This window comes from Vibrio sp. 10N.286.48.C11, assembly GCF_041469805.1.
In the GTDB taxonomy this organism is placed as follows: Bacteria; Pseudomonadota; Gammaproteobacteria; order Enterobacterales; family Vibrionaceae; genus Vibrio; species Vibrio crassostreae_C.
This window is the reverse complement of sequence record NZ_JBFRLK010000046.1, coordinates 57,511-76,123: the sequence shown is the minus strand read 5'-3', so window position 1 is coordinate 76,123 and position 18,613 is coordinate 57,511. Positions and strand designations below refer to the sequence as shown.

General features: G+C 45.0%; 13 protein-coding genes. 8 read left to right on the top strand and 5 right to left on the bottom strand.

The genetic code is table 11. The features are described from left to right. Positions 1 to 21 precede the first annotated feature (21 nt). The 3 genes from nirD (at position 22) to AB4209_RS12805 (ending at position 3,938) form a co-directional block, all read left to right on the top strand. On the top strand, positions 22 to 366 hold the full coding sequence (gene nirD, locus AB4209_RS12815) for a nitrite reductase small subunit NirD (protein WP_012600889.1): 345 nt from the start codon (positions 22 to 24) through the stop codon (positions 364 to 366). Positions 367 to 509: 143 nt separating this feature from the next. Beyond that, positions 510 to 1,979 (top strand): NarK family nitrate/nitrite MFS transporter, encoded by a 1,470-nt coding sequence (locus tag AB4209_RS12810; RefSeq protein ID WP_017060867.1) that lies wholly within the window; start codon positions 510 to 512, stop codon positions 1,977 to 1,979. A 168-nt stretch (positions 1,980 to 2,147) separates the two neighbouring features. Continuing rightward, positions 2,148 to 3,938, top strand: coding sequence for a bifunctional protein-serine/threonine kinase/phosphatase (locus AB4209_RS12805; protein WP_017067038.1), 1,791 nt, complete (start codon positions 2,148 to 2,150; stop codon positions 3,936 to 3,938). A 33-nt stretch (positions 3,939 to 3,971) separates the two neighbouring features. On the opposite strand, the gene cra is transcribed toward AB4209_RS12805, so the two are convergent. Then, positions 3,972 to 4,976: a catabolite repressor/activator gene (gene cra, locus AB4209_RS12800; RefSeq protein WP_029222703.1), complete on the bottom strand. Its 1,005-nt coding sequence runs from the start codon at positions 4,974 to 4,976 to the stop codon at positions 3,972 to 3,974. A 385-nt stretch (positions 4,977 to 5,361) separates the two neighbouring features. On the opposite strand from cra, the gene fruB reads away from it, so the two are divergent. Genes fruB through fruA form a run of 3 tightly spaced genes read left to right on the top strand, consistent with a single transcriptional unit; the run spans position 5,362 to position 9,258 of the window. Beyond that, positions 5,362 to 6,495 (top strand): fused PTS fructose transporter subunit IIA/HPr protein, encoded by a 1,134-nt coding sequence (fruB, locus tag AB4209_RS12795; protein WP_102319849.1) that lies wholly within the window; start codon positions 5,362 to 5,364, stop codon positions 6,493 to 6,495. 9 nt (positions 6,496 to 6,504) lie between these two features. After that, positions 6,505 to 7,482: a 1-phosphofructokinase gene (pfkB, locus tag AB4209_RS12790; RefSeq protein ID WP_017090852.1), complete on the top strand. Its 978-nt coding sequence runs from the start codon at positions 6,505 to 6,507 to the stop codon at positions 7,480 to 7,482. Positions 7,483 to 7,497: 15 nt separating this feature from the next. Continuing rightward, complete coding sequence (fruA, locus tag AB4209_RS12785; RefSeq protein WP_102319848.1) at positions 7,498 to 9,258, top strand: PTS fructose transporter subunit IIBC; 1,761 nt, start codon at positions 7,498 to 7,500, stop codon at positions 9,256 to 9,258. A 165-nt stretch (positions 9,259 to 9,423) separates the two neighbouring features. Here fruA and AB4209_RS12780 read toward each other — a convergent pair whose 3' ends face one another. The 3 genes from AB4209_RS12780 to yghU all read right to left on the bottom strand — a co-directional run bounded on the left by AB4209_RS12780 (position 9,424) and on the right by yghU (position 15,573). Then, on the bottom strand, positions 9,424 to 9,747 hold the full coding sequence (locus AB4209_RS12780; protein WP_017064766.1) for a DOPA 4,5-dioxygenase family protein: 324 nt from the start codon (positions 9,745 to 9,747) through the stop codon (positions 9,424 to 9,426). A gap of 204 nt (positions 9,748 to 9,951) precedes the next feature. Beyond that, positions 9,952 to 14,439, bottom strand: coding sequence for an SslE/AcfD family lipoprotein zinc metalloprotease (locus AB4209_RS12775; RefSeq protein ID WP_102393558.1), 4,488 nt, complete (start codon positions 14,437 to 14,439; stop codon positions 9,952 to 9,954). 276 nt (positions 14,440 to 14,715) lie between these two features. After that, entirely contained in the window at positions 14,716 to 15,573 is an 858-nt protein-coding gene (gene yghU, locus AB4209_RS12770) for a glutathione-dependent disulfide-bond oxidoreductase (RefSeq protein ID WP_017064768.1), read from the bottom strand. Positions 15,574 to 15,857: 284 nt separating this feature from the next. Here yghU and AB4209_RS12765 point away from each other — a divergent pair, with 284 nt between their 5' ends. After that, complete coding sequence (locus AB4209_RS12765) at positions 15,858 to 16,202, top strand: YajD family HNH nuclease (RefSeq protein WP_017060876.1); 345 nt, start codon at positions 15,858 to 15,860, stop codon at positions 16,200 to 16,202. 180 nt (positions 16,203 to 16,382) lie between these two features. Here the strand turns inward: AB4209_RS12765 and AB4209_RS12760 are convergent, their stop codons facing one another. Then, complete coding sequence (locus AB4209_RS12760; RefSeq protein WP_017064770.1) at positions 16,383 to 16,763, bottom strand: hypothetical protein; 381 nt, start codon at positions 16,761 to 16,763, stop codon at positions 16,383 to 16,385. A gap of 594 nt (positions 16,764 to 17,357) precedes the next feature. On the opposite strand from AB4209_RS12760, the gene AB4209_RS12755 reads away from it, so the two are divergent. Then, on the top strand, positions 17,358 to 18,596 hold the full coding sequence (locus tag AB4209_RS12755) for an OFA family MFS transporter (RefSeq protein WP_102319844.1): 1,239 nt from the start codon (positions 17,358 to 17,360) through the stop codon (positions 18,594 to 18,596). Positions 18,597 to 18,613: the final 17 nt, after the last annotated feature.

The following is an 18,613-nucleotide window of genomic DNA, read 5'->3' as shown; positions in this document are numbered from 1 at the left end:
ATTTTAGACTAGGAGAAAGTCATGGAAAATTGGACAACCGTATGCAGCACCAGCGATCTAACCCCAAACGGGGGAATTTGCGCCAAAGTAGACGATAACCAAGTGGCTATTTTTTACTGCAAGCGCAGCGACACGCTTTATGGGCTCTCTAATTACGACCCTATCGGCAAGGCGAATGTGATGTCACGTGGTATAATTGGTTCATTAAGCGGAGAACCTTACGTGGCCTCACCCTTATACAAGCAGCATTACCACTTAGAAACTGGCGAATGTCTTGAACAGCCTGAGCTCAAGCTCGTGAAATTTGAAGTTCGCAAGCAAGGAGAACAAGTTCAAGTTCTCGCACCACTTGCTATCGCCAGTTAACTAAACCGCCGACACCATCATGCAAACGCTTATTAGCGTGCGCAATTTCGGCACATGGTTTATGCACATTAAAAGCGTTCTAAGTTCGGAAGTAACGCAGGTGCACAAACCGGGTAATTTTCCAGATTTAAAGGATTTAAACCATGGATAACACTAAATTTTCGCTGCTTTCATTTACGGGTAAGATGAAGGTATTACACCTAAGCTGGATGGCCTTTTTCATTACCTTTGTTGTGTGGTTCAACTTTGCCCCACTACTGCAAATGGTAAAAACTACGCTTGGTCTTTCTACTGAAGAGATCAAAACCCTCCTGATCCTCAACGTTGCATTGACCATTCCGGCACGTGTCGCAATAGGCATGCTAACCGATAGATACGGCCCAAGGTTGGTTTACTCTTCGCTACTCGCGGTCTGTTCTATCCCTTGTTTCATGTTTGCTCTGGCAGACTCTTTCATTCAAGCAGCAATCGCTCGTTTCCTACTGGGCTTCATTGGTGCAGGTTTCGTTGTCGGTATTCGTCTTGTGTCTGAATGGTTCCCACACAACGAACTGGGTACTGCAGAAGGTATTTACGGCGGCTGGGGTAACTTCGGTTCAGCAGCAGCAGCGTTCACACTTCCAACTCTCGCTCTAGCGTTTGGTGGTGAAGACGGCTGGCGTTATGCGGTTGGTATTACTGGCGTAATGAGCTTAGCGTTCTCGTTTATCTTCTACAAAAACGTGTCAGATACACCAAAAGGTTCAACTTACTTCAAGCCTGCTCAAGTAACAGCGATGGAAGTGACATCAAAGGGTGACTTTTTCTTCCTACTTATTATGAAGATCCCTATGTATGCCGCTTTAGCGCTACTGACTTGGAAGCTATCACCAAGCAACATCAACATGTTGTCAGACATGGCGGTTTACTCAGTGTATGCCGGTTTAGCTGCGCTTTACGTGTACGAAGTGTCGCAAGTTTGGAAAGTAAACAAGAACGTATTTAAAGAAGAAGTGCCAGAGATTCACCAGTACAAATTCAAGCAAGTTGCGGTACTTAACGTATTGTACTTCGCGACATTTGGTTCTGAACTGGCTGTGGTTTCTATGCTGCCACTGTTCTTCTCTGAAACCTTTGAATTAACACCGGTTCTTGCAGGTATGGTTGCATCGGCTTATGCCTTTATGAACCTAATGTCTCGCCCAGGTGGTGGTTGGATTTCAGATAAATTCGGTCGTAAACCAACACTGCTTATTCTAACGATTGGCCTTGCGGTGGGTTACTTCGCAATGGGTCAAGTCGACAGCACATGGCCTGTATGGCTAGCAGTTGTCGCGGCGATGGCGTGTTCTTTCTTCGTGCAAGCGGGTGAAGGTGCGGTATTCGCAACGGTTCCTCTAATCAAGCGTCGTATGACAGGTCAAATTGCTGGTATGACGGGTGCTTACGGCAACGTGGGTGCGGTAGTTTACCTAACTGTGTTGTCATTCGTGAGCTACCAAACATTCTTCTTAGTGATTGCTGCAACAGCGGTACTTGGCTTTGTGACTCTGCTGTTCATGGAAGAGCCTAACGGTCAAATCGCCGAAGTAAACGACGACGGCAGTGTCACGCTGATTAATGTTTCAAGCTAGGGTCTGTACTAAGAAGCATTGATATTATTGAATCGGGAGAGGCACCTTAGCGGATACATCAATGCTAGGTGCTTCGTTCAAAGGCTCTAAGTTCACTAGGGCTTTTGTTCTTCCTAGGATGTTCTGTCAAGGAAGCGGGAAGAAGAGCAGTTAAGAAGAAGACAAGTTATGACAATTTCATTCAGCCAAGGGCAAGTCATCACGCCAGAATCCAACAACCAGTTAACGCTTAAGTTTGGTGGTTATTCGAATCAAGGCGTACGTGATGAAAACCAAGATGCCATCATTGTAAAACACCCTAAAACTCGCGCAGAGCAAGAGTTGAAAGGCAGTGTTGCCTGCATTGCAGACGGAGCAAGTTGTAGTGAACACGGCCAGAAAGCCAGTCACACTAGCGTGATGCAGTTTATCGACGACTATTACGCAACCCCCCAAAGCTGGAGCATTCAACGTTCGGCGCAAAAGGTCTTAACGTCCCTCAATTCTTGGCTCTTCAACACGTCTGTTTCTAATATTCATCCCGCACAACAAGTGAACCACAATGCCCTCGTTTCGACGTTCAGCAGCGTGATATTAAAATCAAACACCGCACATATATTCCACGTTGGCGACAGCCGCATTTACTTACTCAGAGATGGAGAATTACGCCAACTGACCCGCGACCACACCCGTAAAAATATGGGACAGAAGCATTATCTTACACGCGCCTTAGGCATGGACAACCAACTCAACGTTGACTATCAAACCCTGCCTATCAAGAAAAACGACTGCTTTATCCTGACATCTGATGGCGTGCACGAGTTTGTATCTCCCAACACCTTCAAAGAACACATCGATAAACCCGGAGCGGATTTCGAATACGCAGCGCAAACCATCTGTAACACCGCTTTAAGCCACAATAGCTCAGACAACGTGAGCTGCTTGATTGTGCAAGTCAGCCATCTGCCTAAACCTTCGCTGATTGAATTCCATGAGAAGCTGGCTAAACGGGCAATCCCACCCGCTTTAAAGCTCGGGCAAAGTATCGACAACTTCATGGTACTTGAGGTGTTGTATGCAGGGTCAAGAAGCCATGTGTATCGTGTGATGCAGAAAGAGACACAAACCGAGTTCGTGCTGAAAGTCCCTTCCGTTCAATATCACGATAGCCCTTCGCAACTCAGAGCTTTCTTTAATGAACAATGGGCGGGGATCTTGTTAAAAAACAAGAGAGTAATGAAGGTTTACCCGACGCCAGAGAACTCGCAATTCTTATACCAAATCTGCGAATGGGTAGAAGGTATCACCCTAAGACAATGGATGTACGACAACCCAAAACCGTCACTCAATGAAGTGCGCGACATATTAGAAAAGATCACTCAAGGCATTCGAGTATTACAACGTGCAGACATGGTGCACCGAGACTTAAAGCCCGAGAACATCATGATTCAACGTGATGGTGAGGTAAAAATCATCGACCTTGGTGCGGTGTTAGTGAGAGGTCTTGAAGAGGGAGAGCTCACTGACAAGGACGACACACCATTAGGCGCGGTCAATTACATTGCACCCGAGACCATCAAGCACAACAGCGCGACCACCAGCTCTGATCTGTTCTCTATCGCTGTAATCGGCTATGAGATGCTAACCGGTGAATTACCCTACTCTGAAATGACCGCACAATCGCTTAAGCAATCTCGTCACCATCAATGGGAATACCAACCCATCACACAGAAACGAGCTGACTTACCAAGCTGGGTGGATTTGGTATTACAAAAAGCCTGCGCGGAATCACCAAGCGAACGTCATCAAGTGTTGGGGGATTTTGTCGCTGACCTTTACACACCAAACCAAAGCTTGGTGAAAAGCAAAGCCAAGCAACCTTTGATAAACCGAAACCCGATCCAGTTTTGGAAAGTGTTGGCTTTGTTGCTCGGCATTGTTGCGGTCGTAGAACTGGGGTTATTGTTAAACCCAAGCTAGATACGTTTACGAATTAGCCTAATATAACCGCGTTTAGCCTCGTTTCACTAAGCTTCTTGGCACGAGTTCAATGCCAGCTTGGTAACGCTTAGCCGATGCATTCAGCGCCAAAGCAAAAGCGCTGTCGGCAATTACTTCAAACTGCTGAGGCAGTGAATGGACTTTAAAAGGCAAGAAGTCGAGCAGTCGGTTATCACCAAAGGTTGCCAGTTTTACTTGATTAATCAGCTCTGGCTTTTCAACCATCACATCCAACACACCCTCTAACAAAGTGTAAGACATAGTCACAATCGCATCAGGCACCGTGCCTTTGGCAATCCAACCCTCAAAAATCTCGCGCCCTGATTCTCTATCAAAGTGTTCTCCATAACCCACTACCATCGGCTTGTTTTCTGCTAGCCTTGTTTGTTGAGTATGTGCTTTATTCGCCGCTTCAAAACCCAGCTGACGTTCACGTGAAATGTTCAGGTCAGGTAACGCACCGATCAAGCCAACACTATGAATGCTGTCATCGAGAATCGAGTGGGTCAGTTCAAATGCAGCCTCGAAATCTTCACTGATCACGCAAGCAAAGTGCTCATCGTCTAACGGACGGTCAATCGCAATTACTGGGGTACCTGAGTTTTGCAGTTTCAAGTAGAACTCGTTGGCGTCTGGCATTGAGCTCGCCACCAGCAAAGCATCAATACGACGACTGACCAAAGCTTCAGCGACCTTTCGCTCGGTTTCAGCGTCATCATCTGAACAGCCAATCAAAATCTGATAGCCCACTTTACGTGAGTTCTGCTCTATCAGTTTTGCTAAACGCGCATAACTGCTGTTTTCCAGATCAGGAATAATCAAACCAAATGAACGGCTATTACCAGCACGCAGCGACGAAGCAGCATGGTCTGGTCGGTAGTTATACTCTTCCACAACCGCCATGACTTTCTGCTGAGTCTTTTCACTGATTCTATATTTCTGCGCCTTGCCGTTGATGACATAACTGGCCGTGGTTTTCGATACTCCAGCCAATTTAGCAATTTCATCAAGTGTCATATGGGTGACCTGTATTTTGTGCGTAGGATCATATAACCAATGATCTGATCCTCGGATTAGTTGAATTATATGCTGAATCGATTCAGTATGAAAGCTGAAAGGATTCAGCAAAATCTGAAAAGTGACTTCAATCATCCTTTTGAATGGATTGAGCGTCATTTGTTGTGATTCAACTTCTCGTTATTAAAGAAACTGAAATTACGACACGCAGCAAAACTATTTTGAAAACCAAAATCGGCTTTGCTGAATTTTTTTACACCGAATGCTGAACCGATTCAGCTAAAGTAAAACAAAGAGCAAAGCAAAGAGTAAAGTTCACTAATTCTTGCTCTAGACTGAATCGTAGCGATACACAAATTCTCAAGCGATACGCTAAAGAGGCACCATGCTTAAATTATCAAAATCTGACATCACTCTAGGCCAAACTGCCGAAGACAAATTCAAAGCTATCCAAAACATTGCTGGCGACCTGACCGCGAAAGGCTTAGTTGACTCTGGCTACGTTGAAGGAATGCTGAACCGTGAAAACCAGAACTCTACGTTCCTAGGTAACGGCATCGCGATTCCTCACGGAACCACTGACACTCGTGGCCTAGTGAAAGAGACAGGCGTTGCGGTACACCACTTCCCTGAAGGTATTGATTGGGCAGACGGCAACCGTGTTTACGTAGCAATTGGTATTGCAGCTAAATCTGACGAGCACTTAGGCATCCTTAAGCAGCTAACGAAGGTTCTAGCGGCAGACGGTGTTGAAGAGAAATTAAAGCAAGCGAAATCAGAAGATGAAATCATCGCCCTACTTAACGGCGAAGTTCAACTAGAAGCCGACCTAGACGCTTCTTTAGTTCAGCTACTATTCCCAGCAAGCGACATGGTTCAAATGTCGGCAGTGGCAGGCGGCCTACTTAAGAACACAGGTTGCACAGACAACACATTCGTTGCCGACCTAGTGACAAAAACACCAACTCACCTAGGCCAAGGCCTGTGGTTGTTGGGTAGTGATAAAGGTGTAACTCGCACTGGCGTGTCTTTCGTTTCAACAGCGAACCATTGTGAATTCGAAGGCACACCGGTTAAAGCATTGGTGGCATTTGCTGCTTGTAACAGCGCGCACCAATCGATCCTAGCAAACCTAAGCAAGATGGTTTTCGAAGGTAAACAGCAACAACTGCTAACCGCTGACGCAGCGCAAGTGATTGGTTTTCTGAAAGGTGAAGCGGTTTCTACAGCTTCTCAAGACGATGACAACTGCGCAGTATTCAAAATCAAAAACGCACACGGCCTGCACGCTCGTCCGGGTGCAATGCTAGTCGCTGAAGCGAAGAAGTTTGAATCAACTATCCGCGTTTCAAACCTAGATGGCGACGGAAAAGAAGTGAACGCGAAGAGCTTGATGAAAGTAATCGCACTTGGCGTTAAACACGGCCACCAGCTTCAGTTTGTTGCTGAAGGTGAAGATGCAGCACAAGCACTTGAATCGATTGGTAAAGCTATCGCTTCAGGCCTTGGCGAAGGTTAAGGAATAGATATGTCTGATAAACAAATCAAAGCCGTTACCGTTACGCTAAACCCTGCTCTCGACCTAACTGGCGCTATCGACGCACTTAACGTGGGTTCAGTGAGCCTAGTGAACAAAGGCTCTCTACATGCGGCAGGCAAAGGCGTAAACGTAGCAAAAGTACTTTCAGAGCTTGGCGCGAAAGTGACCGTAACAGGTTTCCTTGGTCGCAATAACGAAGAAGCCTTCTGCCAACTGTTCGAACAGATGGGCGCAACTGACCGCTTTATCCGTGTAGATGGCGCGACTCGTATCAACGTGAAGTTGGTAGAGAACTCAGGCCAAGTAAGCGACATCAACTTCCCAGGTGTTCCTGTTGATGCTGACGCGATTAAAGCGTTCGAAGAAACCCTATTAGAACTTGCTGAAACGCACGATTACTTCGTGATTGCAGGCAGCTTGCCACAAGGTATCTCTCCTGAGCTTTGCGCTTCTTGGGTTCAACGCTTACACGATTTAGGTAAGAAGGTTCTATTTGATAGCAGCCGTGACGCACTTAAAGCCGGTATCAATGCACAACCATGGTTGATCAAACCAAACGATGAAGAGCTGTCTCAGCTGTTCAATGCAGAGCTGACAACTCGTGACCAATGCCAACACGCGGGCCAAGCCCTAAGTGAAAAAGGCATCGAGAACATCGTGGTATCACTTGGCGCTGAAGGCGTGATGTGGCTTAACCAAGGTGAATGGTTACATGCTCAACCACCGCGCATGCAAGTAGTAAGCACGGTAGGCGCAGGCGACACCTTAGTTGCTGGTCTATGTTGGGGTCACATGCAACAGATGCCAAAACCAGAACTTATTAAATTCGCAACCGCCCTATCTGCTCTAGCAGTTTCACAGGTAGGCGTGGGCATCACCAGCCAACAAGAGCTGGATTCAGTACTACAAAATATCCAATTACAGTCGCTTAGTGCTCCAACTAGCCAGTTAGACACAAGCAAATAGGACAAAAGGTTTATTATGAATATTACCATTATCACAGCTTGCCCTAGTGGCGTAGCAAACAGCATCATCGCAGCAGGCTTGTTAGAGCAAGCGACAAAAGCACTGGGTTGGAACGCCGCTATTGAATGTCAATCAAGCGTGTTACCTGATTCAACTGTATCGCAAGACGCTATCGACAGCAGCGACGTTGTAGTTATCGCAGCTAACAAAAATGTTGATAAAGCTCGTTTTGTTGGTAAGAAAGTGTACCAAGCAGCTATCTCTGAATGCACAGCTGATGCAAAAGCATTCCTAGAGAAAGCGGTAGCAGAAGCAACGGTATTAGACGCTTCTCAAGCTGAAAGCACTGTTGAAGTGACCGGTACCTCTCCAAACTCTTCTACAACAGCAAGCACAGGCAGCAAGAAGATCGTAGCGATTACCGCTTGCCCAACTGGTGTTGCACACACCTTTATGGCAGCTGAAGCGCTTGAAGCAGAAGGCAAACGCCTAGGTCACCAAATCAAAGTGGAAACTCGCGGCTCTGTAGGTGCGAAAAACCAACTGACAGACCAAGAAATCGCAGACGCTGATCTAGTTATCATCGCAGCAGACATCGACGTTCCTCTGGATCGTTTTAACGGCAAAGCGCTATACAAAACAACGACAAGCCCTGCTTTGAAGAAAACAAAGCAAGAGATGGAAAAAGCATTCGCAGAAGCTAAACCATACCAACACACAGCATCTTCAAATTCAGCGCCTGCTGACGAGAAGAAAGGCGTATACAAGCACCTAATGACAGGTGTATCGCACATGCTTCCAGTAGTGGTTGCGGGTGGTTTGATCATCGCACTCTCTTTCGTATTCGGTATCGAAGCGTTTAAAGAAGAAGGCACACTGGCTGCAGCACTGATGACTATCGGTGGTGGCTCCGCATTCGCACTGATGATTCCTGTTCTTGCTGGTTTCATTGCATTCTCAATTGCTGACCGTCCGGGTCTGGCTCCAGGTCTAATCGGCGGTATGCTGGCTAGCTCAACAGGCGCAGGCTTCCTAGGTGGTATCGCAGCGGGTTTCATTGCAGGTTACGCAGCGAAATTCATTGCCGACAAGGTTCAACTTCCACAATCCATGGAAGCCCTCAAGCCAATCTTGATCATTCCGTTTATCGCGAGTTTGTTCACTGGTCTTGTGATGGTTTACATCGTGGGTGGCCCTGTTTCTGGCGTGATGAGCGCGATGACAACTTTCCTAAACAACATGGGAACGTCTAATGCGATTCTTCTGGGTGTGATTCTAGGCGCAATGATGTGTTTCGACCTTGGTGGTCCGGTAAACAAAGCGGCTTACACATTCGGTGTTGGTCTACTGGCTTCGCAAACTTACGCACCAATGGCAGCTATCATGGCAGCAGGTATGGTTCCAGCTCTAGGTATGGGCCTTGCGACTTTCCTAGTGAAAGACAAGTTTGAAGCAGGCGAGCGTGAAGCAGGTAAAGCATCATTCGTTCTTGGCCTATGTTTCATCTCTGAAGGTGCAATCCCATTCGCAGCGAAAGATCCAATGCGTGTTATCCCAGCTTGTATGGCAGGTGGTGCACTAACAGGTGCTCTATCAATGATGTTTGGTGCTCAGCTAATGGCTCCACACGGCGGTCTATTCGTACTACTGATTCCTGGTGCTATCTCTCCAGTTCTAATGTACCTATTGGCGATTGCAGCAGGTACAGCGGTAACAGGCTTTGGTTACGCGGCTCTTAAAAAGATGAGTGACTCTAAGGTAACTGCAGAGGCTTAATCCCCCTACTCTGGTTAACGGTTCAGCCCGATAACCAGAGGCTCTTGATAACCGGTTTCTTGGTAAAACGGCTCCTTAAAACAAAGGCTCCTCATTTGAGGAGCCTTTTTATTGTTCATGTATTTTCCGGTCGGAATGAGTTAAGTGCAATATTGGTATATTTGATTAGCTAGTAAGCGTTTCTTCAAAGACACCCAATTCACGACCAAGCCAGATCGCTCGTACTGTGTGATCCAAAGTTTCTTCACCGCCAGTTACAGGGTGAATAAGCACCGACATATCACCGCGTTCTTGCTCAAGCCATTCAACAATGCCCGACTCTTTGTTCGCAAAGTGAATCTCAAACATTGGCATCTTATGTGGACCAACCAAACGCTGTATTAGTGGAAAAACCTCTAATACATCTTTACGTTCCGATAGAATTTTCTGACGCAGTGTTTCTGCCTGCTCTGCAAATCGCAGAGGGAAATAGATATGACCGTGGTACATGGCACCATCCTTTAGAATTATGATACGCGCAGTTTAACCTGCTTTCTCTAGCAAGGACAGTCAACCAATGGCAGCCGAAGTATTAAACATCATGTAGAAGACTGATCTAGCTGAAATTTCTAGAGCATTCCAACAAAAACGCCACACGTAGTTTCAGTGTGGCGTTTGTTTTTAAGCTATAAAATGCTTTAGCAATAATTAGCGTTAGTAAATTGAATCAACATTCAAAGGACTGTTGTTTGGTTTCTCTAGTTTTAATTGTTCAACCGCACTAAGACCTTTAGAGCTAATTCCGCCACTATAAGACTTCGTGCCATCAGCATTAGTCATGGACGTTTCGCCCACGTTCCAAACTTCAAAGAAGTCACTTAAGTCATAGTTTGAAACATAAGAAGCGCACACCATCATTAGGTCTCCACCAGAAAGCCCAGTCTCGCTAGCACTACAATAGTTCGTATTCGAGTCGCCTTCTCTATCACCTCGAGCTTTACGGTGCATAAGTTTGAACATGTTCCAGCCTTCATCTTCACCATACACATCAGATTGGCTTGCGCCGCGTGTATACCAATCATCAATTGCAAAGTTCGATTTTGCCCAGATTTTTAGCTGACCAAACATAACTAATCGTAAACCTGCATCACCATGTGACCACGCATGTTCATTATTAAGCTCTAGCCATTTAGGTGCTTTCTTAATATCCGATTTAATACGATCCATTTCAGGGTTTGCATTGCGCCCCTCTAACTCCTGCATATACAACGCAAGAAGGTTATTGGTCACTTCTGTACTACCAGCCGCAAGGAAAGGAGCTGATGCTAAGTTGTGACCAACTTCATGCCACAACAACCAATCGTTCACAGGGTTGGTTGGAATGTATGTCCGATTTGCGTTAAAGCTTGAATTCATCACTGGGTAGCCAGAGTGAGCAGCGCCAATCGAAATCTGCACGTCATTCACAAAACGATGGCGGAACGCATTCAGTTCTGGATAAGTGAACCTACGGTGTAAACCAGTGCTTTGTTTCTCATCACGCCCGTAGAAGTCACTTGCCGCTTCAGCGAATCGATTCATATCTGTTGCGAATTGGTTCAAATCAGCGGATTCTAGATTCCTGATTGGTGTAGTGTAAATAAATGAACCCGTATCGATTTCTGCAATTGGTGCGTCTGCCGATTGAATAGTGTTAATCCACTGTCCCTCTTTCCACCAAGCCGCTTTTAACGCGCCATCAATGCTAAACGAGACTTCACCAAGCTCTTTTACTTTCGGTTGAATGTAAATAAGGCCACCATATGGAACCTTGAAAGTTAAGCTCGAACCATTGTAGTCAAAGCTGGTTTGCATACGTGGAGGGCGTTTCAAACTCGTTTCGTGATTCGGCTTACCTGTAAGATCATCCGCGATCATCACAGTAATCGTAGCTGCCACGCCATCTTGAATAGTTACTTCTTGTAATTGAGGTGCCCACAGACCTGTCGATTGATTGTTTCCTGCCGAATACGTCACCGCTTTACCGTTGGTCTGAACCATTACCGTACTTGACGAAGATGCCCCCGAAGTTCGACCCGGATACATTGTGGTATCAACAACGATTTCATGATCCCAGAATGAGCGCCCCAACATAATACGAGTCAGAGGTTTCTCCATGTAATTTAATGGATAGCTAGGATTCAACTGCCCAGATAACTCACCTTCGCCATGAATCATTCCATTAGCGACTAACGACGCTTTTAAGTCAACAGGACACTGTGCATCCATTGTGTCTGTTTGATGTAAGTCTTCGGTATAACAGTTAAGGAACTGAACAGCCTGCTTGAACCCCAACTCATCTTGTATTTCTGTTTCAAAATGGTATGCGTTGTCATTCCACATCCAAACAGACAGGTTATCAAACGCTTGATTCAATTCGCTGTTAGACAGACGCTTACCTTGAGTACCTTTTGTTCTATAGTAAATTTCATGCTCATAAAGCGCCGTAAAGTTAGTGCCCAAGTTCGCCGCTTTAACCATGCTACCAACAACAGCTTCACTTACTTCATAGCGATCAAAGTCTGCGCGATAATAAGCACCGCGAACAGTAACACCGTCTCCAGAACGAGTCTCAATACAGTTAAATTCATATTCATAATCGTTTGTACAAAGATCAGTTCCAACAAATGCAGATTGCAGTTCTTTGATCGCCGCTTCACGCTCTTCTGCCGATTCAACAAAGATACGTGCGGATTTTTTCTCCATTACTGTTACACCAGACGCATCAAGCACTGGCTTCCCTTCAGCGTCTAACTTAGTAACCTCATAAGTCGGGATCTCAAACTTAATCTTGGACTCATCTTTGATCCACTCAACCGTACCATCTTGATTTACCGTGAATGGAGGCTCTCCTTGGTTATCTTGAAAACGCTCAAGAACCAACATTTCCTTTTGACTCTTCACGTGAAGATTAGGATAAGGTGCTTGGCAGTAATAAGAGCTACCGCAGAAAGCTTGGTTTGTCGGGGTAACGTTTTCACCACCAAGAGATACACCTACGGCATCTGCCAAGCGTCCAACAGGTTCAGGATTAGTCGTTTGAATCGCATCCATAAACAAGATATTGCCACCGTCATTAACATAGTTAATAAGAGCCGTAATATCGTCTTGGTTTAAGTTCGGGTTATCCAAGTCAGCAACAAACTGGTTAGTCATGCCATCTTGAACCAACTTAGGTGGGTATGCCTGAAGGATCAAAATCGGCGTATTACTCGCATCCAAATCATCAAAGTCACCTGAACCACGCTTTTCTACTGACGCAAAACCATACTGAGGACTAACAAAAAACGTGTACTGCTTACCCATTGTGGAGTGGTGATAAGCCGAATAGGCTTGGTCAATATTGGTCACTGCATTCATCCCAGCAATAGGCAAACCATTATTGAACCACTCAAACAAGTTCGAGAAAAACAACCTCATGCTGCCTTGGTCATCATGTAGTAGGTTTTCAAACGTCGAAACAGTGCACTGTTGTTTGTTGCTGTCGATATGTAATGTGCGATTAGCCCAATAATTCTCTGGGCATGACAGAATACTTGGATATAAGCCATTGCCCATGAACACGACCTTACCTTTGCCTATCTCGCCTGCAGTAACGAATGGGAAACCATAAGTCGCGTTGTCTTCAGAGACTAAAGGAATCGGAGGCATCGAGATGCTTGGGTGTTGTGCGATGTAAGGCTTACCTTCACGAGTCCAAGCCTGTTGCTCACCAAAGTAAAGCTCACGGTTTTTATCAGTTCTTGGCATCACCACAGGGAATGCTCTGTTCGATATGTTCAGAGCTCGCATACCACGGGTATACCCCGTCGCACCGTAAAAGCTACCATTGTCATTGAAGACATGGAATTTGGTGACGTTGTGGAAGATTTGCTGCAGAGACTCTGTTACATACTGACCAGAATTCATAGATAAAACGGCAGGTTGACGAACATAATCCATAAACTGAGGCGTTTGGCGCAGCTGCTCATCAATGACTGCCGTTAACCCTTGGCTAAACTGACCAACAAACTCATTAGGAAGTTCGAAGTCTGTACCCTCTATCAGCCCCCCATTTGGCAGAGTTAGGTTGATCAACTCATTTATAACGTTAGGGTAATTTGAAAAGGTATCTTGGACTTCTTCAGATATCTCATAATAACTTACATGATCAACCGCATAGCGCTCTAGTAATGACTGGATATTCGCTTTCTCAACCACATTATTGGTCACATCAGACAATTTATAAGCAACCTGATTACCCGTAATGGAGCCAAACTCAAACGTATCAATACCAAAAACGATTCTGTCGCCCCACAGGTACTCAAAGACTCCCTCTTCATCCGTCACGCCCGTCGCGTTAGCCGAAAAGAAACTGATCCCAGAAATCGGCGTACCATTAGCGTCTGTAAGCTTACTGCGAGTTAACACCTTACCTTCAACACTTGGCTTATAAGCATAGGTAGACTCTGCGTCTGCAGAAACAAAACCAGCGTTAAGGTTATTGTCCGCATTAGGGTCAACCGCAGGAACAACTGTTGTGTCTACGTGTGAACTAGGAGCCTTACCTACTTCATCTGTAGACTCTTCTTCTTTCGATGAAAAGTACGCATCGACAGCATCTTGATCATCAAGTTGCGAGAACACACCTTCAATATCAAAAGCATCCAGTTCTTTTAAACAGATAGCACTTTCAGTCTCACAAACATCAATTGATTCGAGTACCTTGGTAACGTTGTCTCCATGTAATTCTGTCAACTCAAATGCCGCATGAAGCGCATCATTTGAAATCGTGCTTTCTGTGACTTCGGGGAAAGGAGCCGTGAAATCACCTAAAGTAAGGTGACCCAAGGTACAACTAAAACTCACGCCTTGTTTTACACTGAACGTTCCGTTTTCAAGATGAATGCCGTCACAGTACACATCTCCAGAAACAAACGCCCCGCTCGACAACAGTGAACCGATGTAAGTTGTTGGGGGAATAATATCTGTTGGTGGAATAATGTCAGTCGGCGGAAGAATATCCGTTGGTGGAACAATATCTGTCGGAGGAAGAATGTCCGTTGGTGGTACAATATCTGTTGGAGGAGCCGTATCAGGGCCACCACTATAGCTTAGTGAGTCGTGATTACACCCTAAAAGAGCCGTGGATATGATAGCCAACGCAATTAAGTTTTTTTTCATTGAGCGAAGTTAGTCGTAATTTAAAGTGGACCGTTATCTTATAGATTTACTCCACCTCGATGACTATTGTTTTTTGTCTTAACCACAAAAACCATTACTCATAAGCGATTGAATAAGAAAAATAAAATGATAATTGAGACTCTCATTCCAATTACAAAACCTCTCCCTACCTTAAAACGGAAAAACGCCATATCTCGATTGAGATATGGCGTTTCAATTAGCCATTAACATTAAGACCGATAGGGTATATCTGCCAAAAACACGTTCAAAAAAGAACTAAGGCTTAAGCTTTAAAACTCGGTCAATGTCTTCTGCAGAGTGGCGCTCTGGTACTTGCTCCCACTCTTCGCCAAATGAACGGTTAACCACTCGGCCGCGTTGGAAGCCTTCGCGCGCTTCTAGTTGCTTCGCCCAGCGCACAACGTTGGTGTATGACTCAACTTGTAGAAACTCGGCCGCATCGTAAATTTTGCCTAGCACAAGGTTGCCATACCAAGGCCAAATCGCGATATCAGCGATGCTTAACTCGTCACCCGCCACAAATGTGTTATTTGCGAGCTGTTTGTCTAACACATCTAGTTGACGCTTAGCTTCCATTGCGAAGCGGTTAATTGGGTACTCTTGCTTTTCATCCGCGTAAGCGTAGAAGTGGCCGAAACCACCGCCTAGGAATGGTGCCGAGCCTTGTGCCCAGAACAACCAGTTAATGGTTTGCGTTCTTGCTGCCCCTTCTTTTGGTAAGAAGTGACCAAATTTTTCTGCTAGATGCATCAAGATAGATGCCGATTCGAATACATTCACGTCTTCGTCACCAGACTTGTCGACAAGTGCTGGTATTTTGGAGTTTGGATTCACGCCAACAAAGCCAGAAGAGAACTGATCAGCCTCACCGATGTTGATCAAGTACGCATCATATTCAGCTTCTTTAACACCCGCCGCTAACAACTCTTCCAGCAAGATAGTGACTTTTTGACCGTTAGGTGTGCCAAGAGAATACAATTGAAAAGCATGGTCACCAACAGGAAGCTCTTTATCAAAGCGAGCTCCAGATTCAGGACTATTGATGTTTGCCCACTTGTTACCACCAGCAGTATCGTTAACCCAAACTTTTGGCGGAGTGTATTGTTCTGACATGATATTTCCTTATTAATATAGGGTCTCACAAACTGATATTAGGTCACATGCCTGCGGTTAAAACCCCTGAATACGATTTATTTTCAAACTGTTAAGCATGGCTTATTCCAGAAAGACATAACCCGCTTAAGCGTTAATGTGTAGAAGGTAAGTCTGTATTCAAACTTCAATCTAATATCGATAAGTCCACTGCATCATTTAGCAATGATTTTACGAACGACATACCGACAGCTTCAAGAAAGCTGTGATAAAATCGGGATATTACAATTGATAAGGATTTGGCAATGTCTTCTGATTTCACAGGTTCGAGTGCAGCGTATGCTCGCCAAGAGAAAGGCTACCGCGAAAAAGCACTAAAACTGTACCCTTGGGTTTGTGGTAAATGTGCGCGCGAATTTGTTTACTCAAACCTCCGAGAGCTTACCGTTCACCACGTGGATCACGACCATACAAACAACCCTGAAGATGGCAGCAACTGGGAGCTACTGTGCCTGTACTGTCACGATCATGAGCATTCAAAATACACTGACCATGAGCGTTATGGTGTGGATGCAAAAGCGAGTTTAGATGATCATCAGTCAGCGACACACAACCCGTTCGCCGATCTCGCTAAGATGATGAAGAAATAACACACCTTCAGACTAGTCTTTGGTAGATGGTAACTGCTAGATAATAGATACATAACAAGTAACCCCAGTATGTCACCATACTGGGGTTTCTTTTATCTGCCGTCATAACCACATAATAGAGTTCAGGTAGGCAGGATCAAAAAAGCCTTCCGAAGAAGGCTTTTTAAGAATCAAATCGAATTATGCTGCCGCTTGCTTGCGAGACTCTTCTACCTTCTTAGCGCGTTGTTTTAGCGTCAATTTATCGCGGTATGCAAACCAAACGTAAGACACAACCACTAAGAAGAACAGGTATGACAATGAGAAAATGAACGGCGATTGAATGATATCGTTCGAGATACCCCAAGAAACACCGATAACAGTAACTGCAATTTTCGCAAAAAAGCCACACATCAATAGCACTAATGCCAACTGTGGGAAACGCGTACTGCGGAATGCAAGCCAGTAGCAACTACCAACTGCTAGAGCCGCAACATAGAAGCCGAATAGGAAAGAGTGAATATGGTCAGCTGCCGCTACACCACCAGAAATTGACATCAATAAAATTAAAAACAGTTTCATAATACTCGCCTCACCATAAGTTGGAAACGCATCCTTTCAAATTTGGAATCTCAGTTTGCATACTATTTTCCCACTTTTTACGGACAACACAACCCCTCCAATCGAACAAAATGTAAGCAAAAGTACTAACAAAAATCACCCTTAACAATTGCTTAACATTCTGTTTTTAATAAAACTCCGTTACTCCTTGTCTCATATGAGCAAAGCGCTGTTACGATTTATTTTGTTACACAAATTTAACCTTGGAAATTAATTAAAATTATTTGTAACTCTGTGATATCAGCACGCAATACGCGTCTATTCAAAAACCATCACCTCAAAATCCCTGAAATAATAAGAAGACAGAGCGAAAAAGAACAAAATAGAGAGGTGTTAAAAACATTTCAAAAACCAATGAAAAACAACTTATTAACAAATTGAATTTAATTTACCAAAAATGGAAAAAGAGATTCCAATCACTTTTTAATTGGTTATAATCCGCGCTCTTTTGCGCTATCTGTTGATAAACGCAAACTAATTTTGAAGAAACAATCACAATAACCCGTCTTTAGTTAAGTGGCTCTCCACTAACCGATGACAAAACTGAGAATAAAAATGAGCAAGATTGATAAAGCAACACGTATCCTGCTAGCAGGCTTCTGTATCAACCTTTGTCTTGGCATCCTGTATGCTTGGAGTGTATTTAACAAAGCGCTAGTAACTGAAGCTGGTTGGAGTGCTGCTGAAGCATCTTCACCTTACGCTATTGCAACTATCACATTCTCTGTTTCTCTTCTTGTTGCGGGCATCCTACAAGACCGTATGGGGCCACGTAAGATCCTTATCTTAGGTACAGCGCTTACAGGCCTAGGTATGATTGCTTCTGGTTTCGCTACAACGCCTATGATGCTGAACATCACGTTCGGTATTATAACAGGTGCAGGTATCGGCTTCGGTTACGCATGTCTGTCTCCATCAGCAATGAAGTGGTTCCACTCTTCTAAGAAAGGTATGGTTAACGGTCTTATCGCAGCAGGCTTCGGTCTTGCGGCTATTTACCTAGCACCAGTAACTTCTGCGCTAATCGACAGCATGGGTATCCAAACTAGCTTTATGATTCTTGGTGTTGGTGTACTTGCAATCGCAGTACCTCTAGCAGCAACAATCAACAACCCACCAGCGGATTACACGCCAGCTGAGCCTAAAGTAAAAGCAGGCCAAGCTCCTAAAGCGGTTAAGAAGACTGAAGACCTAACTTGGAAAGTAATGCTGAAGACTCCTCAGTTCTACTCTCTATGGATCATGTACGCATTCGCTGCATCTGTTGGTCTAATGATCATCGGTAACATCACTACAATTGCTAGCGTTCAAGCTAACCTGCCAAACGCAGTTTACCTAGCGTCTATCCTTGCAGTATTCAACTCAGGCGGCCGTGTTGCTGCGGGTATGCTTGCAGATAAAATCGGTGGCGTACGTACTCTACTTCTAGCGTTCATCCTTCAAGGCGCGAACATGGCTCTATTCGCTACGTTCAACTCTGAATTCACGCTAATCATTGGTACGGCTATCGCAGCGGTTGGTTACGGTACGCTTCTAGCAGTATTCCCAACACTAACTGCTGAGTTCTACGGCCTGAAAAACTACGGTACTAACTACGGCGTGCTTTACACGGCATGGGGTATCGGCGGCGCTATCGGTGCAGCAGTTGTTGGCTTCTCAATGTCAAACGGCGAAGGTTACGGCCTAGCTTACACAATCTCTGCAGTTATGATGGCAGTGTGTATTGTTCTAGCAATCATCACTAAACCAATCTCTGAAGCTAAAGTTGCTGAACTAAAAGCATCACAAGCTTAATCAACAGAAAAGATTGA